Origin of the sequence: Streptomyces sp. NBC_00986 (assembly GCF_045162565.1) — a bacterium.
GTDB lineage: Bacteria > Actinomycetota > Actinomycetes > Streptomycetales > Streptomycetaceae > Streptomyces.
On sequence record NZ_CP108733.1, the window covers coordinates 428374 to 451253 of the forward strand.

General features: G+C 67.2%; 25 protein-coding genes and 5 pseudogenes. 18 read left to right on the top strand and 12 right to left on the bottom strand.

The window, feature by feature from the left end; translation table 11 throughout:
* Nucleotides 1-208 precede the first annotated feature (208 nt).
* Nucleotides 209-2449 carry a hypothetical protein gene (locus OG504_RS01770; protein WP_405988044.1) on the bottom strand — a complete coding sequence of 747 codons (2241 nt, stop codon included), beginning with the start codon at nucleotides 2447-2449 and terminating at the stop codon, nucleotides 209-211.
* A 779-nt stretch (nucleotides 2450-3228) separates the two neighbouring features.
* Between OG504_RS01770 and OG504_RS01775 the strand changes: the two are divergent.
* From OG504_RS01775 to OG504_RS01790, 4 genes and pseudogenes are all read left to right on the top strand, one after another.
* Nucleotides 3229-3612 (top strand): annotated as a pseudogene (locus OG504_RS01775) (IS701 family transposase); the annotation flags it as partial.
* Nucleotides 3609-3878, top strand: a complete 270-nt coding sequence (locus OG504_RS01780) for a hypothetical protein (RefSeq protein ID WP_405988045.1) — start codon at nucleotides 3609-3611, stop codon at nucleotides 3876-3878. The pseudogene OG504_RS01775 and the gene OG504_RS01780, both read left to right, overlap by 4 nt.
* Nucleotides 3879-3887: 9 nt before the next feature.
* Nucleotides 3888-4403, top strand: a complete 516-nt coding sequence (locus tag OG504_RS01785) for a hypothetical protein (RefSeq protein WP_405988046.1) — start codon at nucleotides 3888-3890, stop codon at nucleotides 4401-4403.
* The gene (locus OG504_RS01790; protein WP_405988047.1) at nucleotides 4304-4603 is read left to right on the top strand and encodes a DUF2461 family protein; all 300 of its coding nucleotides are present in this window, start codon (nucleotides 4304-4306) and stop codon (nucleotides 4601-4603) included. Before OG504_RS01785 ends, OG504_RS01790 begins: the two co-directional genes overlap by 100 nt.
* Nucleotides 4604-4697: 94 nt before the next feature.
* Here the strand turns inward: OG504_RS01790 and OG504_RS01795 are convergent, their stop codons facing one another.
* Nucleotides 4698-5570 (bottom strand): ketopantoate reductase family protein, encoded by an 873-nt coding sequence (locus OG504_RS01795; protein WP_405988048.1) that lies wholly within the window; start codon nucleotides 5568-5570, stop codon nucleotides 4698-4700.
* Between the two features lie 70 nt (nucleotides 5571-5640).
* Here OG504_RS01795 and OG504_RS01800 point away from each other — a divergent pair, with 70 nt between their 5' ends.
* Complete coding sequence (locus tag OG504_RS01800) at nucleotides 5641-6270, top strand: TetR/AcrR family transcriptional regulator (RefSeq protein ID WP_405988049.1); 630 nt, start codon at nucleotides 5641-5643, stop codon at nucleotides 6268-6270.
* A 30-nt stretch (nucleotides 6271-6300) separates the two neighbouring features.
* Here OG504_RS01800 and OG504_RS01805 read toward each other — a convergent pair whose 3' ends face one another.
* Nucleotides 6301-6507, bottom strand: coding sequence for a hypothetical protein (locus OG504_RS01805; RefSeq protein ID WP_405988050.1), 207 nt, complete (start codon nucleotides 6505-6507; stop codon nucleotides 6301-6303).
* Between OG504_RS01805 and OG504_RS01810 the strand changes: the two genes are divergently transcribed.
* The 6 genes and pseudogenes from OG504_RS01810 to OG504_RS01835 all read left to right on the top strand — a co-directional run.
* Nucleotides 6498-7124, top strand: a complete 627-nt coding sequence (locus tag OG504_RS01810; protein WP_405988051.1) for a hypothetical protein — start codon at nucleotides 6498-6500, stop codon at nucleotides 7122-7124. The genes OG504_RS01805 and OG504_RS01810 overlap by 10 nt on opposite strands.
* Complete coding sequence (locus OG504_RS01815) at nucleotides 7054-7557, top strand: DUF4166 domain-containing protein (RefSeq protein WP_405988052.1); 504 nt, start codon at nucleotides 7054-7056, stop codon at nucleotides 7555-7557. The genes OG504_RS01810 and OG504_RS01815 overlap by 71 nt, the downstream gene beginning before the upstream one ends.
* The gene (locus OG504_RS01820; RefSeq protein ID WP_405988053.1) at nucleotides 7550-8146 is read left to right on the top strand and encodes a hypothetical protein; all 597 of its coding nucleotides are present in this window, start codon (nucleotides 7550-7552) and stop codon (nucleotides 8144-8146) included. The genes OG504_RS01815 and OG504_RS01820 overlap by 8 nt, the downstream gene beginning before the upstream one ends.
* Nucleotides 8143-8571 carry a hypothetical protein gene (locus OG504_RS01825; RefSeq protein ID WP_405988054.1) on the top strand — a complete coding sequence of 143 codons (429 nt, stop codon included), beginning with the start codon at nucleotides 8143-8145 and terminating at the stop codon, nucleotides 8569-8571. Before OG504_RS01820 ends, OG504_RS01825 begins: the two co-directional genes overlap by 4 nt.
* A 217-nt stretch (nucleotides 8572-8788) precedes the next feature.
* A complete protein-coding gene (locus tag OG504_RS01830; RefSeq protein ID WP_405988055.1) occupies nucleotides 8789-9640 on the top strand; it encodes an oxaloacetate decarboxylase in 852 nt (283 codons plus the stop codon).
* Nucleotides 9641-10476: 836 nt separating this feature from the next.
* Nucleotides 10477-10719, top strand: a pseudogene (locus OG504_RS01835) (helix-turn-helix domain-containing protein); the annotation flags it as partial.
* Nucleotides 10720-10809: 90 nt separating this feature from the next.
* Here the strand turns inward: OG504_RS01835 and OG504_RS01840 are convergent.
* Nucleotides 10810-11571: an SDR family oxidoreductase gene (locus tag OG504_RS01840; protein ID WP_405988056.1), complete on the bottom strand. Its 762-nt coding sequence runs from the start codon at nucleotides 11569-11571 to the stop codon at nucleotides 10810-10812.
* Between the two features lie 187 nt (nucleotides 11572-11758).
* Here OG504_RS01840 and OG504_RS01845 point away from each other — a divergent pair, with 187 nt between their 5' ends.
* Nucleotides 11759-12640, top strand: coding sequence for a helix-turn-helix transcriptional regulator (locus OG504_RS01845; protein ID WP_405988057.1), 882 nt, complete (start codon nucleotides 11759-11761; stop codon nucleotides 12638-12640).
* Between the two features lie 315 nt (nucleotides 12641-12955).
* Here OG504_RS01845 and OG504_RS01850 read toward each other — a convergent pair whose 3' ends face one another.
* Complete coding sequence (locus OG504_RS01850; RefSeq protein ID WP_405988058.1) at nucleotides 12956-13429, bottom strand: hypothetical protein; 474 nt, start codon at nucleotides 13427-13429, stop codon at nucleotides 12956-12958.
* A 366-nt stretch (nucleotides 13430-13795) separates the two neighbouring features.
* Here OG504_RS01850 and OG504_RS01855 point away from each other — a divergent pair, with 366 nt between their 5' ends.
* Together OG504_RS01855 and OG504_RS01860 are read left to right on the top strand one after the other, a co-directional pair.
* Nucleotides 13796-14602 carry an SDR family oxidoreductase gene (locus tag OG504_RS01855; protein ID WP_405988059.1) on the top strand — a complete coding sequence of 269 codons (807 nt, stop codon included), beginning with the start codon at nucleotides 13796-13798 and terminating at the stop codon, nucleotides 14600-14602.
* Nucleotides 14603-14638: 36 nt separating this feature from the next.
* The gene (locus tag OG504_RS01860) at nucleotides 14639-15523 is read left to right on the top strand and encodes a helix-turn-helix transcriptional regulator (protein ID WP_405988060.1); all 885 of its coding nucleotides are present in this window, start codon (nucleotides 14639-14641) and stop codon (nucleotides 15521-15523) included.
* A 338-nt stretch (nucleotides 15524-15861) separates the two neighbouring features.
* Here the strand turns inward: OG504_RS01860 and OG504_RS01865 are convergent, their stop codons facing one another.
* Nucleotides 15862-16455, bottom strand: a complete 594-nt coding sequence (locus tag OG504_RS01865; RefSeq protein ID WP_405988061.1) for a hypothetical protein — start codon at nucleotides 16453-16455, stop codon at nucleotides 15862-15864.
* Nucleotides 16445-16972, bottom strand: coding sequence for a SigE family RNA polymerase sigma factor (locus OG504_RS01870; protein ID WP_405988062.1), 528 nt, complete (start codon nucleotides 16970-16972; stop codon nucleotides 16445-16447). The genes OG504_RS01865 and OG504_RS01870 overlap by 11 nt, the downstream gene beginning before the upstream one ends.
* Nucleotides 16973-17175: 203 nt before the next feature.
* Between OG504_RS01870 and OG504_RS01875 the strand changes: the two genes are divergently transcribed.
* Both OG504_RS01875 and OG504_RS01880 read left to right on the top strand, forming a co-directional pair.
* A complete protein-coding gene (locus OG504_RS01875; RefSeq protein WP_405988063.1) occupies nucleotides 17176-17511 on the top strand; it encodes a hypothetical protein in 336 nt (111 codons plus the stop codon).
* Nucleotides 17512-17638: 127 nt separating this feature from the next.
* A pseudogene (locus OG504_RS01880) lies at nucleotides 17639-18571 on the top strand (transposase); the annotation flags it as partial.
* A 94-nt stretch (nucleotides 18572-18665) separates the two neighbouring features.
* Here OG504_RS01880 and OG504_RS01885 read toward each other — a convergent pair.
* Nucleotides 18666-19046, bottom strand: a complete 381-nt coding sequence (locus OG504_RS01885) for a 4-oxalocrotonate tautomerase family protein (protein WP_402166629.1) — start codon at nucleotides 19044-19046, stop codon at nucleotides 18666-18668.
* Nucleotides 19047-19110: 64 nt separating this feature from the next.
* Here OG504_RS01885 and OG504_RS01890 point away from each other — a divergent pair, with 64 nt between their 5' ends.
* Together OG504_RS01890 and OG504_RS01895 are read left to right on the top strand one after the other, a co-directional pair.
* The gene (locus OG504_RS01890; protein ID WP_405988064.1) at nucleotides 19111-19599 is read left to right on the top strand and encodes a MarR family winged helix-turn-helix transcriptional regulator; all 489 of its coding nucleotides are present in this window, start codon (nucleotides 19111-19113) and stop codon (nucleotides 19597-19599) included.
* 105 nt (nucleotides 19600-19704) lie between these two features.
* A pseudogene (locus OG504_RS01895) lies at nucleotides 19705-20271 on the top strand (transposase); the annotation flags it as partial.
* A 156-nt stretch (nucleotides 20272-20427) separates the two neighbouring features.
* Here the strand turns inward: OG504_RS01895 and OG504_RS01900 are convergent.
* The 4 genes and pseudogenes from OG504_RS01900 to OG504_RS01915 form a co-directional block, all read right to left on the bottom strand.
* Nucleotides 20428-20718, bottom strand: coding sequence for a hypothetical protein (locus OG504_RS01900; RefSeq protein ID WP_405988065.1), 291 nt, complete (start codon nucleotides 20716-20718; stop codon nucleotides 20428-20430).
* Nucleotides 20719-21034: 316 nt separating this feature from the next.
* Nucleotides 21035-21688, bottom strand: coding sequence for a hypothetical protein (locus tag OG504_RS01905; protein ID WP_405988066.1), 654 nt, complete (start codon nucleotides 21686-21688; stop codon nucleotides 21035-21037).
* Nucleotides 21689-21811: 123 nt separating this feature from the next.
* A complete protein-coding gene (locus OG504_RS01910; protein ID WP_405988067.1) occupies nucleotides 21812-22300 on the bottom strand; it encodes a hypothetical protein in 489 nt (162 codons plus the stop codon).
* Between the two features lie 98 nt (nucleotides 22301-22398).
* Nucleotides 22399-22814: pseudogene (locus OG504_RS01915) on the bottom strand (IS5/IS1182 family transposase); the annotation flags it as partial.
* Between the last annotated feature and the right edge of the window lie 66 nt (nucleotides 22815-22880).

Genomic DNA, 22880 nt, shown 5'->3' on the forward strand with positions numbered 1-22880 from the left:
CGGTCAGGAGGTCGGCCGCTGGGGCGCAATCCCTCTTTCCTCTGGTCTCCGCCACCGCCAACGCCGAAAGGCAGATCCATGCACCGACCACTGGTCCCCAGAGCTGGTCCCCAAGTCAACCTCGCCGAGCTTTCGGCCCAGTTGGAGAAGACGCTTGTGTCATCGCCGACGGGGCATCCGCGACGCACGTCCGAGGACCGTCGCCTGGTCAGGAGGCGGGTTCGCCAGGGGCGGTCACGGTGTGAGAACTCGCGACTCGCCGCCTGAGCTCGCGGATGGTGTCCTGCCACTGCCAGGAATCACTGCCGCCCCACTCTGCTTCATCATCCGCGTGCCAGGCCGCCAGTTCGTCCAGGCGAGCGATCACCGTGGAGATCTCAGTGTCGGGAATTCCGCTCCCGCCGTCGAGTCGCCCTTTCATACCGTGCAGTTGGTGAGCTGCACGGTAGTAGGACAGTTGGGTGGCGGTGAGCCTGCGCATGGCGTAGCCGCCGCACTTGCTGCACCAGTCGAAGTCCGTGCGCGCCATGAGGTCGGCGACCGTGAGGAGGTCGTCGCCAGCCACAACCGCACGTTCGTGTGCGTGCCGGCACAGCGGCGAGTGGCCCTTGCCCTCAATCAGAGGGCTGGCGTTGGTGGTGTAGAGCTGGACTGCGGCCAAGGGCCCCAGAGGGAGGCCACTGCCGCTTCGCCAACGGTCGCTGCCGGGCTGCCGGAAAGGCGCGAGGCTGAGGCGGTCCTCGGTGAGCAGGCCGTGCCATACGGCCACCGGCAGCCCGCCAGGCCGTCCGGCGTCCAGGCTTCGCAGGTCATGCGCACCGCGCGCCAGGGCGAGCAGGCGAAGATTCAGGTTCCGGTCTTCGGTGGCATACGTCTGGCGAAGGGTCCGGCGTGTGCCCTCGGCAAGACCCAGTCCTTCGCCGAAATTCGGATCGTGGACGTCCTGGCCGCGACCGGGCAGCTGGGTCTCACGCGCTTCCGGCTCGGGGCTCTGTTCCAGCTCCTGCCGGCCGAGCACGCTTCCAGGCAGGTCACGGGCACCTGCGATGAGGACGCCCAGCCACCCCTTGGCCAGCCGCTTCTCGACGGTGTCCAGAGGCAGTACTTCCGCTCCCCCGCTCGCCGAGAAGACAAGGTAGAGCTCGTCGGCAGCGGGCCCAAGTGTGTGCAGCGCGCGGATGTGATCGAGGGTGACCGGGCGCCGGTCGAAGACCGGGGTGTCATCGAAGACACCCGGCCGCACGATGCCCGGCTGCCTTCCCGGACTGCGGTCAGGTTCGGGCAGATCCGGCGCCGCGGCGGCTGGACTGCACGGAAGGCTGCTCGCCGGGCTCAGTAGCCGTTCGGCGACGAGATCGGGCACTTCCAGGGTGAGGACGCCGCTGCCCCAGTCGGCGTCAACTGTCCACGTGAGCAGCACACCGAGCGTCCACGTATCCAGCCCGTCCAGGAAATCCCGGGCACCGTGACGCGGCATGGCGTCGGATGCTTCCGGCGTCTGTGCCGTCAGCCGGCATCTCGGTGCCCGGCCCGCCGGCGTCGCTGCCGCCTGGGCCTGTTCCTCCCAGGAGGCGATCAGGCGCGCTGCCTCGGCTCGGGCCGCGTCGAAGCCCTTCCGATTGCTGCGAATGCCTCGCACGATGTCGTACGAGAGGTATGCACGCGTCCCCGGACCTTCCCAGGGCCGCTCGGCCGCGCTCTGCCACCGGTGCCACAGGTCCACCAGTGCCCTGGACACCCGGCTGTTGCCGCCGAGCACCGCGAACGCCGGATCCGCGTGCGGAAGCTCGGGCACAGGGAGTGCCGTTGCGGCAGCAGCCACGACAAGCTCCTCCGGGTCTACGAACCGCGCCGCCTGAGACCGAAGCGTCTCCAGGTACCGCGTCTTGACCGTCAGTGACGGCTTCGCCCACTCCTCCAGCCAGGGAAAGTGAGCAAGGACGGCATGTGCCCGATGCAGGCTCCGTCCCGCGCCGCGCCAGTGGGCAAAGATCAGACCGCGCAGCTCCTCTGCATCCTCACGTGCCTCCCGCCGCGATATGCCGCCTTCCACCTCCTCCTCGTCGTCATCGGGGTCGACATCCTGTTCAGTGCGAAGAAGTTCGGCGGCTTCCCGTGCCTCGCGGTCGGTCCAGCGTTCCTCCTCGTCCGGCTCCACGTAGGACTGCAACTGGTACAACAGCCCCGTTCCGCCGAGAGCCCCGAGGAACATGCCCAGTCCGGTACCCGGCCGGCCCCAGACACCCCATGCCGCGCATCGCGAGCACAACCGACGCAACATCGCCGTCTCCAGCGGCACGTCGGCGGTCCTCACCTCGGACGTGCGCAACTGTCCGCACTGCCTCGACACGTGCAGATTGGCCTCCTTGCTCCTGGCCGAATACACCGTGACCAACGAACCCTCGAACGGCCCGAGCGGAACGTCAGCCAACGACAGCTCGATACCCACAAGTCCCCCCGACTCTGCTCCTCGACAACTCGAACCCCGCAACACCGCTACCCCTTCCAGGCACCAGAACGGCGCCTCGTCCAATCTTTGAAGGACGCCGTTTCATCACTTGCATGCTCCTCATCAACACCGACACTCCGAGGCCACTGCGTGCACCACGCACTGGTCCCCATCTGGTCCCCGACCGACGAGGCGTTTTCCCCCTCCCACTCGCGCACACAGGCAGCCATCGCCTGGCGCGGACAAGGGGATCGCAATGTCCGTCAACGAACGCAGACAATGATCAGGAGAAGCGCCGGTTTGGCCAACCGGCGATCCCGTGTTACAACCGCCAGGCATAGCCGCCGACGGGGCTACCTGGGTGACGAGTGCAACAGGCGACTTCCGAGCACTCGGCGGCACGTTCGAGCCGGCCGAGAGCGCCCAGTCTCCGCCCGCATGCAGGGGACGTTTCTGATCACAGCAGCAAGTCACACACAGGAGACCTGCCGGGCCGGTCCCCAAAGAGGGCAAAAGGGGCGGCGAAAACTGAACGTTGAAGCGGAACTCCACCACGTCGTTGGACAGGTCCCGCTCGTCGTCCAACTGCGTCAAGCAAGCGTGCCCTGGCTGCCGCATTTGAGAACAGAGCAGGTGTCTTCTAAGCGCTTGGCCGCAGGTTCGAGTCCTGCCGGGGGCGCCACTGACGCCACGTCAAATCAACTGCCTCTTGCCCGGTCAGACTGTGTCTGACCCACGCAGATTTCCTGCGTACACCGCTTCGCCGGACGCTGCGTGAGGTCCCGCTGACTGTGCTGGTCAAGACCGCTGGTTCGAGGTGGCGTGTGGAAGAAACCCTCCAGGCCGAGAAAGGGCCGGCGGGACTCGACGAGCACCAGGTGCGCCGCTACCGATCTTGGACGCGCCGGGTCATCCTCTCGATGCTCGCCCACGCCTTCCTCGCGGTAGTCCGTGCCGACGAACACGCCCGCAGTCCCGTCCCGGACGCCCTGGTCCCGCTGTCCCGCAACGAGATCCAGCGCCTGTTCATCACGCTCATCACGCTCACCACGCCGCCTCGCCACGACATGACCTACCGGCTCGGCTGGTCGCACCGGCGGCGGCTCCATCAGCAGCGACCCCTCACCAGCCATTACCGGCGACAAGCCGCATCCCCGACATGAAGATCGCGATCTACAGCTGGAGTACCAACTTCGCTGTCAATGGCCGAACCGATTCCTTCCACACCGATGTGGAATCCCAAGTTCGGCTGCGCAACCTCACCGCCCGCCTCACATCGACTGCGCTCTCCCTGCTCCTCGACGAACTCGCCCACCGCGCACGGCACATCGAACTCGCCGGTGAGCCCCGCCGCAGCACCTCCCACCTTGTCCGGGGTTACGCCTCCCTGCCCGCCTCACTCTCCGCGCGCGGATCACGGGTGAGCTAACCTGCGCGCATGCGCGGACAGTTCACCGGCTGGCCGGAGCAGGCCATGGACGTGTTGTGGCAGCTCCAGGGCGAACCGACCCACGCGACCCGCGAGCGCTACCGCGCGGACCGCGAACGCCTGGTCCGGCAGCCGATGATCGCCCTGCTCAACGAGGTCGCGGACACCGACCCCCGGTACGAGGACTTCTCCGTCTGGCACTACCGCACCGACTCCTGGTGGTGGCAGCACCAGGGCGCGGTGATCCGGCTCGGCCGCAAGATCGAGATCGGTCTGCGGTTCGACCTGGACGGCCTGCGGATCCAGGGCGCCTGGTGGTACCCCGATCCCGGCCAGGTGGACATGTTCCGCAAAGCCGTCGCCTCCGACTGGACGGCCTGCGGATCCAGGGCGCCTGGTGGTACCCCGATCCCGGCCAGGTGGACATGTTCCGCAAAGCCGTCGCCTCCGAGGGAAGCGGTCGCGAACTGTCCGCCATCGTCGATGACGTACGGAAGAAGGGCTACGACATCTCCGGGGACGTGATGAAACGCCCCCCGCGCGGCTATCCGACGGACCACTCCCGTGCGGACCTGCTGCGCCACCGTTCACTGATCGCCGCCCGGCCCCTTGGCTGCGAGCAGTGGCTGCACACCTCCGAAGCGGTCGACCGGGTCCTCTCGGCCGCCGCCGACCTGGACGCCTTGCTGATGTGGCTGGTCCGCCACGTGAAGCGCACCGCCTGACATCACGAGAGCGCCACGCGGCACGGGAGCTTGGTTCAAGGACTGTGGGACTGACGGTGGTGTGCGTGGCGAGGTTTTCGCCCTCCTGGGTTGCCTAGCGGGCTCCCGCAGGGGTGCGGAGCTGTTCGGCCAGCCGCTCGAGTTCGGCCGCCGCGGCAGGCGAGGAGTCGTTGAGTCCGCTGTGCACGGCCGTCGGGCTCTTCAGGAAACGCCGGAGCACGGCCACGAGGAGCCCTCGCGGCAGAGCCCGCAACGCGGCGAACGCGCGAGGTACCGGCGGCGCCTCCATCGCGGCGAGGTTCTGCCGCATGAGGTGGAGCATGCCGCGGACCGCGTCCGGGTCGTCGGCCAGCACCACCGGGCCGCCCGCCGCGTGTACCGCCTGCCCGAGCGGGACCTCGAACGCGGCGTGCGTCCTGAGCCAGGCATCCATCTGCGGCTCGGCCTTGGCGTTGATCCCGGCGGTACGGAACGTCTCCACGATCCGTTCCAGTCGCGGGGTGGTACGGCCATCGGGCTCGCCGATCGGCATCGCGACCCGGCGGGTGATGAAATCGCTCTTGCGGTAGCGGACCACGTCGCCGTCCATCGTGCCGCCAGCCGCGGGGAAGCCGAGCAACACCCGCTCGTGGCCGATCACCGCACCCAACGTCTCAGGGCCGGCCGCCCAGTTGAGCAGGAACAGCACGTCACCTTCGAGGCCGGCGAGTGACTCCAGCACCGCGTCCACCTGGTGGGTGCGGACGAAGACGGTGATCAGGTCGTAGCCGCCGTCCGGGTGCTCGACCACCGGTACCGGTACCCGTCTGACAGCTGGGCTGTCTTCCTCGGCGAGCTGCACGCCGTGCCGGCGCAGAGCGGTCAGGCGCCCGCCCCGGGCGAGGAGCGAGACATCGTGACCGGCCTCATACATGCGGGCGGCGAACAGGCTGCCGAGCACTCCGGCGCCGTACACGAGCAGCTTCACGACAGCCCTCTTTCATACGTTCGTTTGATTCATACGTTCGTTTCATTCAAACATATGTAGAGTCCCTCGTGTGGCGACCCCAGACACCCGCACCCAGATCCTCGATGCGGCCGAGCACCTCTTCGCCGAGCACGGATACCGCGGCACCTCGGTCCGCGCGATCACCAAACTCGCCAACGCGAACCTGGCCGCCGTCGGCTACCACTTCGGCTCGAAGGCGGAGCTGATGGCGGCAGTCGTCCGCCGCGTGGTCGAGCCCATCACCGCCGCCCAGTGCACCAGGCTCGACACATTGCTCGCCCGGACCCTCGACCCACCGGTCAGCGAACTGGTGGAGGCATTTGCGGGGCCGCTGTTCGACGAGATGCCGGCCGGCGACGAGGGCGGCGCCCGGGCCTCCCGGCTGATCGTGACGATCCTCAGCGACCCGGCCGAGGAGGCACGCAGCTGGACCGGCCCGGCCGAGGACTCGGTCCGTGAGCGCTACTTCGCAGCCTTCGCGCGGGTACTGCCCGGCCTTTCCCCGGAGGAACTGTGGTTCCGGATGCGGGGGATCTTTGCCGTGACGGCCGTCGACCGCCTCCAGGTCCACCAGCAGCCCTCCCCTGGCTGCGTGTCCCCGGTAGCGGGCGAGGCAGCCCGGCAATGGGCGATCACGTTCCTGACGGCAGCGATGAGTGCGCCGCCGATCCGGCCCTGACGCCCCACAGACAGACGCTGGCGGCGCGGATCAGGCGGCGTTCGCCCTGTGGACGAGGGCAGTGAGGGGTTCGGCGGCGGCGTTCTTGTTCCGCCAGGTGATGTATCGGCGGATCATACTGCCCTGGGCCTTGCGGGTCGGGTGTTCGGTGCCGTCGAGGGCGAAGCAGCGGAGGGCGGCGAACCGGGCCTTGATCTCGAGCCCGACAGCGCGGCACATCCGGGCCGGTGCTCGCACACCACCGTGCATGGTGCAAGTACCCGGAGGACCCGGACCTGGCCGCCGTCATCGGCGAACTGACCATGAAGAGCCCGGAATTCGCCGCGATGGCGTCCGAACACAAGGTCAGGAAGGGGGACTTGGCGACCTACCGGATGAACCATCCGCTGGTCGGCCCGAAATACCCGACCTCGCAGGCCCTGCCGATCCCGCAGGAAGCAGACCAGCGCATCGTGGTCGCGACTGCCGAAGCCGACTCGCCCGCCCGGACCGCACTGCTCCCGGAAGAAGTCGCCGTAGCCACAGTGGTTTTGGGTCGTGTGCGTGAGGGCCTTCTCTGCGCCGTAGCGTGTGGGCGAGGTCGACGCCCAAGAGCGGGGACATCGGGTGCGCGGCGCGCCGAGGAGGGTGAGTACCCCTTGGCCGAGGCCACCGGGAGGCGTGGTGAAGGAGCGGTTCGATTGGGTTCGCCGGTTCCACCTCGGTGCCTACAGCGTCCGCGGTCCCGGTGTTTTGGACGTCCAGCGCGGGGAGCGGTGGTCAGGGCGGGTGGTCGGCAGGGTGATGCGACTACCGGCGACGGCGGCGTGCGTACCGGTTCAGGTAGAAGTACTGCGCGACCGCGAGCCGCGTGAAATCGAGTATCGGCGTACCGGTGACCGAGGATCGGGATCTGCCGCCGGATCGTGCCGCGACCCCGGACGAGGTCCGGGGCAGGGCCGGGACGAGAGGTGGGTCCGGCAGATCGGTCGTCAGCGGATGATCAGCCGCCATTCGCGCGACGCGGACCGCGTCCAAGAGCGTTTCGGACCATTTGAACTGCGCATGCGGCTGCTTGCTGACGACACTGAGCTCCGATGGGCCCCCGACGGTGCGGCGCTGTGCTTGGGCCGACATCGGTTGCGCCTTCCCGCCCGGCTCGCGCCGCAGGCGTCCGCGTCGGCCCGCAGCGAGCAGGGCGACGGCACGGGAGCGCCGCGTTTTCGTCTGCGGCTGTGCATACGGGCGCCGTTGACGGGCCTGCTGCTTTCCTGCACCTGCTCTATCGAGGAGTACATCGATGGCTGACGCTCTGTGGCTGCTGGCTGTACTGGGCCTGCTGGGCGGCTTCGACACCGTCTGCTTTCACGAAATCCGCGGCCGACTGCCGGCGCACGTGCCCGGCCTGCAACCGGAACTGAAACTGCACGCGGGACGGAGCTCCATCTACGTCGCGGTGTTCGGCACCCTGCCATGGATCGTGCGGCGGGGCGCATGGGCGGTCGTCCTCGCCGCGCTGCTCCTGTCCGAGATCTCGATCACCCTGGCCGACTTCATCATCGAGGACCAGGTGCGCAAACCGATGGGCGGACTGCTGCCCGGCGAGCGTGTCACCCACACGATCATGGCGATCGTCTACGGGGCGATGCTTGCCCATCTCATCCCGGTGATCCTGCACTGGCGGCACCTGCCCAGCAGGCTGGCCATCGACCTGGCGCCGGTGCCGTTGTGGTTGCGACTGGGCCTGTCGGCACTCGCTGTGGGTACCTTCGCCTCCGCGACACGCGACGCGTACGCCGTGATCGTATTTCCGCGCCCACTGGCGCGACGGCCGTGGCAGGCGCCCGGGGTCGGCGCACGCCGGCCCAGGCCGCTGCAGAGCGGGGCCGCCGAGTGAAGTCCGTACGGTTGCACCGGACGACCTTCGTCGCGGCGGGGATCTACAACATCGCATGGGGCTGCTACGCCGTGTACAACCCGCAGTGGTTTTTCCACCTCACCGGCATGGCCGCATCGAACACCCCGCAGATCTTCGCGACGCTGGGCATGGTCCTGGGACTGTACGGAATCCTGTATCTGGAGGTGGCCCGCGTTCCGGCCCGCGGCTGGCTCATCGCGGCGGTCGGGATGACCGGCAAGATCCTCGGCCCCGTCGGCCTGCTCTGGCTGATCGTCACGGGAAAGTGGCCGGTGGACTCGGTCGTCCTCGTCTCGACCAACGACCTGATCTGGTGGATACCGTTCGGCCTCTACCTCAAAGACGCCTGGCCGTGGTTCCTTCGCGATCTCCAGACACCTGAGCGGGATTCCGAAGCAGCGTGATCCGCGTGGGCAGGATCGAACGTACGGGAATGGGATCGTTCTGGTACCGGGCTTGGCCGCCGCGGACGTATCGCGGGCGCGGCCCGGGCCCGTCGACGATGGCGGTCCGGACCCCTACTGAAATCCTCGGAGGAGACACCTCCGTAACTCCCAAAAGATATCGATCGTTACACGAGCGCACATCACCAACCTGGCCAGAAACAAGAGGACTTGTTCAATGCCGCACGGCAGCGCACTGCGCAGCGCGATCGCCACTGCCCGCACCACACCTTTGATCGGCGTGTACGACATGTACTCGGCATCGATCGCGGCCCAGCACTATGACGGCTTCTTCGTCTCGGGATTCGGGTTCGCGGCGTCCTACTACGGCCTGCCGGACATCGGCTTCATCGCATGGCCGGACATCGTGGCCTTCACGGAACGGCTCCGCTGGGCCTTCCCCCGACACCACCTGCTGGTGGACATCGACGACGGCTACGGCGACCCGGAGGTGGCCTGTCATGTCGTACGACGTCTGGAACAGGCCGGTGCCTCGGGGGTGATCCTGGAGGACCAGAAGCGCCCCCGCCGGTGCGGCCACGTGGCGGGAAAGCAGCTCCTGCCGCTCGACGAGTACCTCGACAAACTCGAACGGGTGCTGGACTGCAGGACCGAGCTGGCTGTGGTCGCACGGACCGACGCCACCGACGACGCCGAGATCCTCACGCGCGCCAAAGCACTCGCCGCCACCGACGCCGATGTGGTGCTGGTGGACGGCGTGCGTGACGTCGAGGCGATCCGCCGGATCCGCGACACCATCGGTGACAAGCCCCTGCTGTTCAACCAGATCGCCGGCGGCCGCTCCCCCCGGTTGTCACTGAGCGAGTTGGCGGAACTCGGTGTGGACGTGGCGATCTACAGCACCCCCTGTCTCTTCGCCGCGCACGAGGCGATGGACAAGGCTCTGACCGACCTCAAGGCGACGGACGGACGGCTCCCGGCCGGAGGGGACGACGCGGTCGGCGTCCCCCAGTCCGTCGAACTGCTCACCCGAAACCTCCGGGGGACGCTGGGCACCCACCACGGCTGACGTCACGGAGGCTCGGAGACGGGCCGGTGGTGATCCGACTCGGCAACGCGGCACGGGGTCGCCGTCATACCGATTCCCGGGAGGAAGAACGGAGGCTGCCGGCGCCGTATCGGCCACGTCGTCGGGGTGTTGGACTCGTTCAGGGGGCCGGGGCTGTGTTCATGCGGTGGTGGTAGTGGCCGAGGACGCGTCCGACCGGTCCCGGCTCGTCGATGTGCAGCGCACAGCAGCTCGTTCCACCCGTCGGGCTCAGAACGCCGGTACAAGCACCCCAGCATCCTCCTACCCGGCTCCCCGTGCACAGCCGGTCCCGGCAGTTCCTGGACGTGGGACACCGCTCTGCCCGAACTGCCACATGCTCCTCGATGCCGGCTCGTACGTCCTGACCGACGACCTCACGGTCGTCGGCACCGGACCGCTGGACCAGCCTCCCCTCCACATCACTCACCATCCAAGATCCGGACCGTGCACGGTCCAACGTCGCCCGTCAGCCGGACTACACACCAGATCGCCTGACCAGCAGCGCAGCATGACTGACACTCCATCAGAACGAGCGTCACGAGCGTCATTTCAGCGTCAAGATATCGCCCGCAACGCCCACACCGCACATAACGCGTACGCACAAAACCGCAGGTCAGGATGGCTTGGCGACCGGTTCAAGGATCGCGACACACTCCACATGGTGGGTCATCGGAAAGATGTCGGCCTGCTGCGTACCGCTCGCACGAACCGGGACGTACTCATCGCCTGAACCTCCTAGCAGGTATACCGATCGGTGAACATGCCTCACCGTACACCGATCAGTGAAGGGGCCCGCAGTGCAGGAGACTCGACCGTTGACGCCGGCCGGCCGCCGGATCGTGGCGGCCGCGGAGGAGTTGTTCCACCACCGCGGAATCACCGCGGTCGGCGTGGATCTGATCGCCGAGCACTCGAGGGTGACCAAGCGGACCCTGTTCAACCAGTTCGGTTCGAAGGACCACCTCGTGGCCGCTTGCCTCACGGAACGCGACCACCGCTGGCGGTCGCTCGTCCGTACCGCGGTCGACGCCGCCGACGCCGTCACCGCGTCCTTCGAGCGTCGACGTTCCAGCCGACGCCTTGCGGTCGGTGCCCGTTGGCCGCTCGGGGGCGATGAGCGAGGAGGCTGCCCGCGGGGGAAAAGGGTGTCAGTCTTCGCGGCTGGGGAGCATGGTCAGGGCCTGGGAGCGCTGTGCGACGAGGTCGTCGTAGGTGCCGTCGCGCTCGGCCCAGCGGTGCATGAGGACACCCTTCACGAGGATTTCGCGAGGGGTGGGGTTCTCCGAGAGCAGGTGCATGACCTCGGTGGCGAAGTCGTCGAGCGGCAGCGCGCGCGGGTTCACCTTTTCCTGGCCGGCTGTGGTGACGGCCGGGGGGACGAGCTCGACGACGCCGACACCGGTGCCGTCGAGCTGCGCGCGCAGTGCCTCTGAGTAGGCGTGCACCGCGGCCTTCGAGGCGGCGTAGCTGGGCATGGGCGGGAACGGCAGGAAGGCGATTCCGGAGGTGACGGTGATGAAGGTGCCGGCGCCCCGCCGGACCAGGTGGGGGGTGAAGGCGTCGATGACTCGGATGGTGCCGAGCAGGTTGGTGTCGATCGTCGTCTCCGCCGCCTCGAAGTGCGCCGGGTCTCGCAGGTCCTCCAGGAGCATGACCCCCGACATGGTCACCACGGTGTCCAGCTCGGGGTAGCGGGCGAGCACGGCATCACGAGAGGACGCAACGGAGGCACGGTCCGTGACGTCGATATCGAACGTGCCGAAACCTTCCCCGGCGAGTTCCGAGAGAGCCTCCGGGCTGCGGCCGCCGACGGCCACGGCGCTGCCTGCTGCGGCGAACCGGCGAGCCAGCTCCCGCCCGATACCCGAGGTTCCGCCGACGATGAGAACGGTGCGGTTGGAGAGATCCACGGGATCTTCCCTTCAGTTCAGAGCGCCGACGGCGTTCAAGCCCGACGCGGACAGTGATGTTCTCCGTCTCTTTCAAAACGGTGTCACCGCAGTCTTGGCCGCACGCGCCGGGTGGGGCAGGGCCCCCGTCTTCCCTGGTCCTGCCAGGGCCCCCGCTGGGACACGCGCACCGCATTACGGTGTCGGTATGAAGGACGAGGAATCCGGCAACCGGCTCGGCAGTTACCTTCGTGCCCGGCGTGAGCTGGTCTCTCCGGCGCAGGCAGGGCTTCCGTCCGGCGGCAATCGCCGCGTGCCCGGCCTGCGCCGTGAGGAAGTCGCCTTGCTCGCCGGAATCAGTCCCGACTACTACCTGCGCCTGGAACGGGGCCGTGACAAGAACCCCTCACCCCAGGTGCTCGCATCACTCGCGCGCGTCCTGGAGCTCGACGACATCGAACGGACGTATCTGCTCGGCCTCACGGCGGCACGCCCCAGGGCACCACACCGCAAGCGGCCCGAGCACGTACCGGCACGGGTGCACGAGTTGCTCGCCCACCTTCAGATCCCCGCGTTCGTCGAAGGGCGCGCGTTCGATGTCCTGGCCTCCAACCCCATGGCCGTCGCGCTCTCCCCCCGGCTGCGGCCCGGCCACAACCGGCTGCGTTCGCTCCTCCTCGATCCCGAGGAACAAGCCTTCCACCAGGACTGGACGAAAGCCACCGCCGATTTCATCGCTGCCCTTCGCACCACCATCGGGGACGACACCGACAACCCCCGGTTCGTCGAACTCGTCGGAGAACTCGCACTGTCCAGTCAGCGGTTCCGCACCCTGTGGGCCCGCCACGACGTCCGCAGCCTCGACGGCGGCACGACCACGGTCCACCACCCCGTCGTCGGCGAACTACGCCTCCACCGGGACAAACTCCCCGTAGACGACGTCATCCTCGTCGTCTACTACCCCGCCAAGAACAGCGACAGCGACGAGAAACTGCAGCTCCTCGCCGCACTCTCACACACCGAGCCCACCGAGCCCACCGACACAGCACACGACAACCCGGCGGACATCCCGCACCCGAAGACACCTTGACGAACACGCGGTCGCGGCCTTGGCCACGTAGAAAGTCAGCGCAACAGAGCCATCAAGCCCTCAAAATCAACAACTGACGGCTTTGGTGCTTACCTCGGCGCTACCCCCTCGGCTGCCTTCCGGAGAGCACCGACCTGGCACGGGCCCTGGTCCAAGCCGGCACATCGCCCCACCACTAGAGCGTTCTCGACAAGGTGCCGCCGTCCGGCCGGACCGGGCAGCGCCCGGTGCCTGCGATCGCAAGGCGGAGGATCGTCCCCGTACGGGGTGCACAGAGGCAATCCGGACAACACGCCGAGGTACACGTGCCAGGGCTCACGACCCCTTGACCTTGCTGTATCCGTATCCGGCGCCCTGTTTGGCGTAGCCGTGGGTGCCGCGGATGGTGTCGTCGATGTCCACGTATGCGGCCTGGTCCGCGCCGGGCAGCATCGGGGTGTGACGGGCCAGTTCAGGCAGGAACCGGCGGGCCACGGCGTTCAGTTGCTTCACATGCCCGTGAGTGAAGGAGCGCAGGAACGACCCCAGCGTGTACGGGGCCCGCACTCCGGAGAACAGGCGGCCCATCGCACCGTGCCGCAGCCGGTCCATGTCGTCGATGCCGTCGGCGCCCGCGGCCATGCCGCCCACCAGCGACATCGGTTTCGCCGCTGGGAAGGCACCGGTGCCGTCCTTCGAGGCGGGCAGCCGGACGTGCTCGCCGACCAGCTTGGGCAGACCGCACCGCTCGGCCAGCCGCACCACCGGCTCCAGTCCGCCGTACGCGACCAGGTTCGGGTCGTCGAACACGGATGAGACCGCCGCTGCGGCATGGGAACTTTACATCTCGGAAGTGCCTTGTCGAACGTGCCTGATGTGGTCCTGGAAAAACCCCATCATCGCGGGTCGCAAGGCACTTCTTCGTTTCTGGGTGAACCATCCACGGGCATCAAGCCGGGGTGATCCGGACTCAGCGCACCAGGGAAGGGGGTTCTGACAGTACCTGTATCACCAGGGTCTCCCCGACGTTCCAAATTCCTGTCAACCTGGTTGAGCCGAAAGCGCCGACAACACTCCATGGAAACGCGCTGCAGCTTTACCATCATCATTCAATTCAGCTGCCCCGAATACGCGACCTGTCGGCGCATTCTTTTACGACAGAAGGAACGGATACCAATGACGGAGAACCAGTTCACCACTCACACAGAACTTTTCGATCTGAGTGGGAAGTACGCCCTTGTCACTGGCGGCACCAGGGGAATTGGGATGATGATCGCGCGCGGCCTTCTCCAGGCGGGCGCCCGCGTCGTCATCAGCTCACGCAACGCAGACACGTGCGCGGAGGCACAGCGTCTACTGTCCGAATTCGGCGACGTGCGAGCAATCCCCGCCGACCTGTCCAGGCACGACGAGTGTCAGCGCCTCGCTGATCTTGTCCAGGCCGACTCGGAACGCCTGGACATCCTCGTCAACAACGCGGGAGCGATGTGGCGCGAGCCGTTGGAGACGTTCCCGGACGAGGCCTGGGATACAGTGCTCGACCTCAACCTCAAGTCGCCGTTCTGGCTGGTGCAGGCACTGCTCCCGGCACTTCGTAAGGCGGGCACCGCCGATGATCCCGCACGGATCATCAACATCGGCAGCATCGCCGCCATCCACGTCGCTCCGTCGCCCAACTACTCGTACGCCAGCAGCAAAGCGGCACTCCATCAGCTCACCAGGGTGCTTGCCAGAGAGCTGGGCCCACAGCACATCACGGTGAACGCGGTAGCACCGGGAGTGTTCCCGTCGCAGATGATGGCGACCACTCTCGATGCCATCGGCGACACGATCGCGGCGGCGGCCCCTCTGCGCCGGGTCGGCCGCGACGACGACATGGCGGGTGCCGCCGTGTTTCTCGCCAGCCGGGCTGGGTCCTACCTCACGGGCGCCATCATCCCGGTGGACGGCGGCACCGCAACGACCGCAACAAATATCCATTAAGGTGCGGGACGGGCTTACGGTGAGGAGATAACCGCGATGGATCTACGCACCGAGATCCGGGAGTTTCTCAGCTCACGTCGCGCCCGCATCGCACCCGAGCAGGCGGGCCTGCCCGCTTACGGCGGCAACCGCCGGGTCAAAGGTCTGCGCCGCGAGGAGGTAGCGCTCCTGGCGGGGGTATCGGTCGACTACTACGTGCGCATGGAGCGCGGCAGCCTCGCCGGTGCCTCCGACGGCGTGCTCGACGCGTTGGCCTCCGCCTTGCAGCTCGACGAAGCCGAGCGCGACCACCTGTTCCACCTCGCGCGCCAATCGAAGGCGCCCCGCAGCCCACGTCGGCGCAGGCCTGCCGTGGGGGTGCGCTCGACGCTGCAGCAGGTGCTCGACGCGATCTCCGATGCGCCGGCCTGGATCGGTAGCGGCCGTTATGACGTGCTCGCCATGAATCAACTCGCTCGCGCGCTGTATTCACCGGTGCTGGCCGACCCGCGACGGCCCGCGAACACAGCGCGGTTCGTCTATCTGAACCCCGACGCGGCCAGAGATTTCTTTGTCGACTACGACCAGGTTGCCGGTGGCGTGGCCGCGAAGCTGCGCATGGAAGCCGGCCGCAATCCGCACGACGAGGAACTGATCGCCCTGGTCGGCGAACTGTCAACGTGCAGTGAGCTATTTCGGCAGCGGTGGGCATCTCAGGACGTGCGGCTGCACCGGTCCGGCCGCAAGCGTATGCACCATCCGATCGTGGGTCAGCTCGACTTGGACGTCGAATCCCTGGAACTGCCCGCCGAACCCGGCCTGCACCTCAACATCTACACCGCACCCGCGGGCACACCGACCGCTGACAATTTGGCGCTCCTGGCGTCGTGGGCGGCCACCCAACAGACGCTGGCGACCGAGCTCGAAGCACACAACGGATAGTCCAACCCCTTCAGCCGTACCAGGGTCCGTCTCCCCGACCAGCGCGGGCAGACCGCACTGCTCGGCCAGCCGCACCACCGGCTCCAGCCCGCCGTACGCGACCAGGTTCGGGTCGTCGAACACGGATGAGACCGCCGCTGCGGCATGGGAACTTTACATCTCGGAAGTGCCTTGTCGATCGTGCCTGATGTGGTCCTGGAAAAACCCCATCATCGCAGGTCGCAAGGCACTTCTTCGTTTCTGGGTGAACCATCCACCGGCATCAAGCCGGTGGATCCAGGCTGATGGGACCGGCCCTCCGGTACCCGGGGCCTACGGCCCGTGACGGCCGGCAGAAGTCAGGACCCGTCGGGGCAGGACCATCTCAAGATTCTCATGGTGCGGAGATCGAAATCGACCTCGATCGATTCCGGTGCGCTGTTGCTCGTCACGCGTGCACGGACGGTGTCGGCCCCGGCGCTACGGGGGTCGCCGACGGTGAAGGTGGTGGTGGCCTCCACATCCCCACACGTGGCCGCCAGGTCGCCGGCTCCGCGGCCTTCGAGAACAACTTCTCGCTTCAGTGCCGTGTCCGTGAAATACGCGGTCATCAGCTTCCGCAGCTTCGACGTCGAATGCCGGGAGGCGAAGGCATCCGGCAGAACCGAGTAGTAAGCCCGCATTTTCTCCTGGGCCGCTGATATTTTGGAAACCTCACCGAGGCGGGCGGGATCTTCCGCCGATCGGTCCGCGCCCATGGAATTCCAGTAGGCGCCCGCACCGAGTGCCGCCACGGCAATCGCCACAAGGGCGGCAGAACGGGTACGGCGTTGACGGCGTCGGACGCTTCGGCGACGCAACTCCTGTGCGGACACCGGCCGGTCCACCCGAACACTCTCCAACTGGGCGACGCTCTCGGTAAGCCAGACAGGACGCTCGTACTCACCGGACATGGTCCACCTCCTGGTCCGGCAGGGAGGAAAGGTGGCGGGCGAGTGACAGGCGCCCGCGGACCAGCCAGACCCTGATGCTGCCGGCCGGCCAGCCCGTCTCGGCACTTATCTGCTCAACGCTGAGGTCGCACAGGTGGTGGAGGACGACGGCACTTCTCTGCTTTTTCGGAAGAGTGCGAAGTGCCTCGACGAGAGCGATGCGCTCGGGGGATGGGCCTTCGATGTGGCGCTGGTCGTGATGGCGCTGAATGAGCTGCACACCGCGCCGCAGACGCCGGAAGCGCGATACGGCGAGCCGCCAGGCCGTGGTGCGGATCCACGCCTCCTGGGAACCGTCGCTCGTGAATATCCCACGCCGACTCCAGGCCCTTATGAACGCCTCCTGGACGACATCCTGGGCCTCCGGCAGATCGCCGGTCATCGCGTAAATCTGCCGAACGAGCCTGGGGTAGGCCACTGCATAGAATTCATCGAACTCCTCTTCCGCCGTGCCTCTCGCCACTCTTCCGCCATTCATATCCGTCCACAGAACGGCCAGGGGTCCTCTGTAGGGGAAGTACGCAGGAGCGCTGATCACCCGCTACAGCGGTTCTCTGTGATCTGTATCACCGCATCCGAGTGTCGCGTCCGGGGCCCCGCGCTGCGTAGTCCAGCTGTCCAAGCCAAGCCGACAGCAGAGGAACACCCATGCGCCATGCAGCCCCCCGTAAGCCGAGCAGGATGGGAACGACGTTCAGGACCGCCGCGGTCAGCGCTTTGGCGCTCGGCAGTCTGACGGTGGCGGCGGGGTCGCAGGTCCACGCGGCCACGGCGACCTCGCACTCCACGACGGACGACGACTCCGCGCGCACGCAGAAGCAGAAGGCCGAGGCGGTCGCCGCCGCGGCCAAGGAGAAGAGTTCTCGCACCACGCCGAGCCCCGAAGCCGCAGAGGCCCTGAAGGCGAAGAAGGCCGCCGCGGCCAGGGGACAGACTTCCCGGCCCGTGACCGACCCCGCGGCGGTGCGCACCCTGAAGATGAAGACGATCGCGATAGCTCACGCGCCGAAGGGCTGATCGACCTCGTATCGTTCATGAGTGTGCTCGCCCATGCCTTGATCAAATAAGCGGAGAGTGCTTCTGACCTGCAACGATGGGACCTGTCTAGGGTCCTGTTGGCTGCACGGAAGGAAGCACTCTCCAGGTGAGCAAGCGTATCGGGGTGTACCCACGTGTCCGCCTCGAGGGCGGTGTCAGCGGGGTGGTCTCGCAGGCCGGGGCAGTGCTGCTGGTCGAGACAGTCCGCAAGGTGGGCCTGGACACCTCGATATCGGCGGCAATGGCGCCGTGGCACAAGCCGAGGACGGTGCACGACCCGGGCAAGGTCCTGCTGGATGTCGCGCTGGCAACGGCTCTGGGCGGGGACTGCCTCGCCGATGTCGCCATGCTGCGGGCCGAGCCCGACATGTTCGGCCCGGTGGCATCGGACCCCACGGTCTCCCGGCTCATCGACACCCTCGCCTCAGCCGGACCGAAGGCGCTCACCGCGATCCGCACGGCACGGGCCGAAGTACGCTCGCGGGTGTGGGAGTTGGCCGGCGCGGACAGCCCGGCCGCCGACGGCCAGGTGATCGTGGACATCGACGGGGTGCCGGTCCTTGCGCACTCCGAGAAGCAGGACGCCACCCCAACGTGGAAGAAGACCTTCGGCCACCATCCGCTCGTCGCGTTCGTCGACCACGGCCCAGCCGGGTCCGGAGAGCCGGTGGCCGCGCTGCCGCGGCCCGGCAACGTCGGCTCCAACACCGCCGCCGACCACATCGAAACCTCCCAACTCGCCCTGGCCCAACTGCCGAAACACCTGCGGCGGGGACACCAGACGCTGATCCGTACCGACTCCGCCGGCGGCACCCATACCTTCCTTGACTGGCTCTCCCGGCCCGGCCGGTGGCTGTCGTATTCCGTCGGAATGACCATCACCGACACCCTCCACCAGGCCGTGCTGAAGATCCCGAAGAAGTGTCCCGTCTCACTCAATCGAGTCGCTTTCTCAACGAACCGAGTCGTTCGGGCTTCTGTCTCAGCGAACCCAGTCGCGCGGTTGAGCGCGCTCGGGGGTGCTGGATGGGGGCCCGGTGAAGCCGACCCGGAATCACGGTGGAGTCCGTTCCCCCCTACTACCGCTGCTGAGCCTGAGTACAGCCGGGTCGTGAGGTGGCCCAGATGGGGGGTCACACGGTGAGGGTGCCGCCGACGAAAGTACGTTCTGGCGGTGACGCCACAAGTTCGACCATGGTGCCGGCGCGGAGGTCGTCGCCGACGACGCGGGTGATCGCGTCGGTGAGCGCGGTGCCGAGGCGGGCGGTGATCTGGGCGGCGTCGGGGCGGTCGAAGACGCCGGCGCGGACGCCCAAAATCACCGAGGCGTTTGTGTCCACGGCCTTGCCACCCTGCGCGAAACGGCCTGCGGGGACTCCGGCCAGGCGGACGCTTACGAGGTCACGGGCCCATTCGCCATAGACGTCGACGACAGCGTCGGTCAGTGCGGCGACGAGCGTGGGCTCGTTCCCGGTCAGCCTGTTCTCTGGAAGGTGGACGGTCAGATGCGGCATAGTGAACCTCGTTCCCTTTGAATCCAAAGCCTTTGTTTTTAAAGGTATCTAGAAGAGGTCGCTGATGTCCACGGAATCGGACGGTCCAGCCGTCAATGAGGCCGTCCGCACCCTGCTGTTGCTCATGCCACGGCTCGTGGGCCGCGCCAAGCGCCTGCCCATACCTCCGGCACTCCAGGGTCTGGACCTGGCACCGCGACACCTCGCACTGCTGGCCCACCTGGAATACGACGGCCCCACCAGCATCAACGAGCTGGCCGCTCGGCTGGAGGTGGCCCCGACGACCGTCAGCCTCATGGTCAGCGAGCTGTCCAGGCCGGGCGTCCTGCAACGCACTGCCGATCCCACCGACCGCCGCCGCCGCATCATCGCCATCACCCCCGCCTACGCCGCACCGATCGGCGAATGGCTCTCCGGAAGCGCCTCTGCCTGGGAACGCGTCATGCGCGGTCTCGACCCCTCGGAACGCGCCACAGTCATCACCGCCCTGCACGCCTACGAGGCCGCCTTGGAGCAGGCGGGCGACCAGCATCGGAACGCGCAGCTGCGTTAGCGGGCCGAGGTTTGTCTCAACGAACCAAGTCTCCGCGTCTCACCCAATCCAGTCCACGCAGGTCAGCGCAAGGGTGGACGACTAACTTCGTTGAGACAGGACAAGAAGGCATGGACACCGGCCTACGACGCCGGCGGCACCGAGCGGCCCGGCGCCTGGGTCGCCGAGATCACCGACATGCCCGACCTGAGCACCTGGCCCAAGGGCATGCGGCTGATCGTCAGAGAGGAACGCCCGCACCCCAGCGTCCAGTTGCGCTTCACCGACCTCGACGGACTACGGCTGACCTGCTTCGCGACCAATACCCAAGGCGGCCAGCTCGCCGACCTCGAACTACGCGACCGCCGCCGGGCACGCTGCGAGGACCGCATCCGAAACGCCCGCGACACCGGACTGCGCAACCTGCCCCTGCACGACACCGCGCAGTACCGGATCTGACTGGAGATCGTCTCCCTCGCACTCGACCTCCTCGCCTGGATGCCCATGCTCGCCCTGACCGGCAAGACCCGCCGCTGGGAACCCAAACGGCTTCGCCTGCGGCTGTTCTCCGCAGCCGCCCAGCTCGTGAACACCGGCCGTCGCCACTGGCTCCGCCTGCCCGCCCGATGGCCCTGGACCGACGTCATCACCCACGCGATCGCCAGGCTCCACATCCTCCCGAACCCCGGCTGACCAGCCACTTCCACCATCCCGACAACCCCCACGACCGCACCGGCGAAGTGGAACCCGGCGCCCACCCGACGCGCGAGCCAGGCCCTCAACCTGCCCCAGCCCCGAAAAAGCCCCACCGCACAGACACAAAGTCCCCATCAGCAAGCTGACGGGGACTCATGAACGATCGAGGCTAAGAGTCAGTCTCTCGGGGAGCGGCCAGAGGTCGCCCAGTTCGGCGCGCAGTCTCACGTAGCCGGCGAACCAGGAGTTCGGCTTTTCATTGTCGAGCGTGACGACGGTCCGGCGCCGAAAATCATCCAGGCAAGGTGCGACACCGGGCTCGTCTTGATTTCCGTAGATGCGGGCAGTGTCGAAGGTGGATAGGGCGTAGATGTACTGCTCAGCCGTGGCGACCGGCTCAAGTCGGGGGGAAGGAATGGAGGGCCAGTCCGCCAGCTCGCGCAAGATCTCTCGCGCCCGCGTCAGAGCACCTGGGCATCGGAAAAGGACTCGCGCACTCGGTAAAGCGTCGAGGTCAAGGAAACGCTCCTTTCGGACAAGGGCAGGGGCGGATCAGTAGAAGTACCCGCTCGGTGAATAGCAGGTATCCCCCTCGACATGGCCCCTGTCGGCGTCACCGCCAAGGTCGAAGGCGCCCAGACTGCCGACGCTTTCGCTGTAACCCCGCAGAGGGAACCCACTGACGGACTTGATACCGCTCCAGCGGCTCTCCCGCAGCTGCGGCCCAGTGCTTGACCGCTGGCGAATCCGGGCGCGCGGGTCACCAGCCTGTCTGGGGTTCGCCGAGCTCAAGTCCCGAGTCGCGGACCCAGGTCTGGCCCGCGGGCGTCCACGCGACCCGGGGGCCGAGGGAGATCCAGACACCGAACTCGCCCGGGGACGGCTCGTCGTGCTGCCGCAGCCAGACGCTGTTCAGGCAGAGCAGCACGCCGCAGCCCTTGGCCTCCGGGAGACCACGCCAGGCGCAGTCCCAGGTGACGCTCAGGGTCAGCGGGCCGAGCACCGAGACCATCCGGTCCAGTTCCTCCTCGGTGCAGGTGTCCTCAGGCTCGCCGCCGGGGGCGCCGAAGGGCGAAGTCGCAGCCAGGGAGAGGTCCACGCTCTCGGGAAAGGGCCAGAGATCCGCCAGGTCCGGACCCAGCCGCACGTCGCCGCTGAACCAGGACTTCATCTGCCGGGCGTCGAACGTGACGACTCCTCGGCGCCGCAACTCGTCCATGAAAGGGAAGACATGAGGTACCCGGTCCGCGGTGAACCGGGCGGTGCCGAAAGCGCGAAGTGCGTAGGTGAATTGCTCGACCGTGGTGACCTTCTCCAGCTGAGGCCAGGGCTCGGCCGTCCAGTCGGTCAGGTCGCGCATGATCGCGCGCGCCCGAGTCAGCGCGCTCAAAGCATCGGGAAACGGTTCACGCACGCGGTAAAGCGTCGAGGACAAGGAACGCGCCTTTCGGACACAGGGGGGCGGACGCGTCCTCACGGTACGCATCCGCCCCTGCTCCGGGTTACAGCCTGGTGTCAGTCAGCGGCAGCAGGCGGATCAGTAGGAGTTCCCGTTCGGCGAATAGTAGGTATGCCCCTCGACATGGCCTTCGTCGGCGTCGATCCCGAGGTCGAAGTCGGCCAGTTTGCTGCCGCTTTCGGTGTAGACCCGCACATGGTATCCGCGGATCTTGTCGAGGTCGCTTCCATGATTGCAGGCGGCCTTTCTGATGGGCGCGGACCCACCCTTTGACCTCCCGAGCATCGACCAGGTCGGGGACCTGAACGAAGATTTGTTGACGTCCATCTCCCCCTCCACGTCCTCGCGAACGCGCAACTGCTTGACGGCCGTGGCGAGTTGCTTGTTGAAGGCTCCCTGATCGGCATCCCCAACCGTCTTGACCTCGCCATAGCCGACGACGTTGCCCTGCTCGTCGAGGTACTCGAGGTCAGGGTTCTTATCCCGGCATGTTCTTGCATTCGTGTTCTTCGGGCAGAAGCTCGGACCGGGTCCCCTCCGGGGCGCCGTCCAGAGAGCGATAGGCATTGTCCAGGGTCAGCTGCGGCGTTCGCCCCTTCGCCTGGTGCTCATCGACCAAGGACTACGCATCCGCGTCCCGGCTCGAATCCTCGGCGGACGCCCGCTTCGGTCAACTGCGAGCGCTTAAGGCCTTGTTTGCCCCGGTCGACCGGGCTTCTTCCCGAGCACCCGCCCCCCCCGTGGGGGCCTTCGTGATGCAGCCGTCCGCGACGGGGTGGTCCCGTTCGAGGCCAATCATCCGGTCGTATGCGGACGGGACCAGCAACCGAAGCGCCTCCATGACTCCAAGCGCGATCCACTCGTCCCGGCGGCGCCGCGGCGTCGTGGCGGAGCACTGCTCATCAGCCGCACGTTCATATCCGCAGCCGAATGCCAGAGCTTGCACCAGGCGGTCAAAGACGACCTCGTCCGCAATCCGTGGGTTGTGACAGCCCAGCGGATGGCTGTCCTCGCGGTCAGGAAGAAGCGCCAGGAATTGGTCGCGAACCGGCTTGAGCAGGCATGGTGGAACAGCAGGCACGGACACCCCGAAAGTCATGAAACGCAAGAACCCCATGATCGGGGACTGTGCCTGCACCGCATCACC

Coding starts and splice junctions, on each gene's coding strand:
- OG504_RS01780 (WP_405988045.1), top strand. CDS start 3,609: ATGAAGATCGCGATCTACAGCTGGAGTACCAACTTCGCTGTCAATGGC.
- OG504_RS01785 (WP_405988046.1), top strand. CDS start 3,888: ATGCGCGGACAGTTCACCGGCTGGCCGGAGCAGGCCATGGACGTGTTG.
- OG504_RS01790 (WP_405988047.1), top strand. CDS start 4,304: ATGTTCCGCAAAGCCGTCGCCTCCGAGGGAAGCGGTCGCGAACTGTCC.
- OG504_RS01815 (WP_405988052.1), top strand. CDS start 7,054: ATGCGACTACCGGCGACGGCGGCGTGCGTACCGGTTCAGGTAGAAGTA.
- OG504_RS01820 (WP_405988053.1), top strand. CDS start 7,550: ATGGCTGACGCTCTGTGGCTGCTGGCTGTACTGGGCCTGCTGGGCGGC.
- OG504_RS01830 (WP_405988055.1), top strand. CDS start 8,789: ATGCCGCACGGCAGCGCACTGCGCAGCGCGATCGCCACTGCCCGCACC.
- OG504_RS01845 (WP_405988057.1), top strand. CDS start 11,759: ATGAAGGACGAGGAATCCGGCAACCGGCTCGGCAGTTACCTTCGTGCC.
- OG504_RS01855 (WP_405988059.1), top strand. CDS start 13,796: ATGACGGAGAACCAGTTCACCACTCACACAGAACTTTTCGATCTGAGT.
- OG504_RS01860 (WP_405988060.1), top strand. CDS start 14,639: ATGGATCTACGCACCGAGATCCGGGAGTTTCTCAGCTCACGTCGCGCC.
- OG504_RS01865 (WP_405988061.1), bottom strand. CDS start 16,455: ATGTCCGGTGAGTACGAGCGTCCTGTCTGGCTTACCGAGAGCGTCGCC.
- OG504_RS01870 (WP_405988062.1), bottom strand. CDS start 16,972: ATGAATGGCGGAAGAGTGGCGAGAGGCACGGCGGAAGAGGAGTTCGAT.
- OG504_RS01875 (WP_405988063.1), top strand. CDS start 17,176: ATGGGAACGACGTTCAGGACCGCCGCGGTCAGCGCTTTGGCGCTCGGC.
- OG504_RS01885 (WP_402166629.1), bottom strand. CDS start 19,046: ATGCCGCATCTGACCGTCCACCTTCCAGAGAACAGGCTGACCGGGAAC.
- OG504_RS01890 (WP_405988064.1), top strand. CDS start 19,111: ATGTCCACGGAATCGGACGGTCCAGCCGTCAATGAGGCCGTCCGCACC.
- OG504_RS01910 (WP_405988067.1), bottom strand. CDS start 22,300: ATGCCTATCGCTCTCTGGACGGCGCCCCGGAGGGGACCCGGTCCGAGC.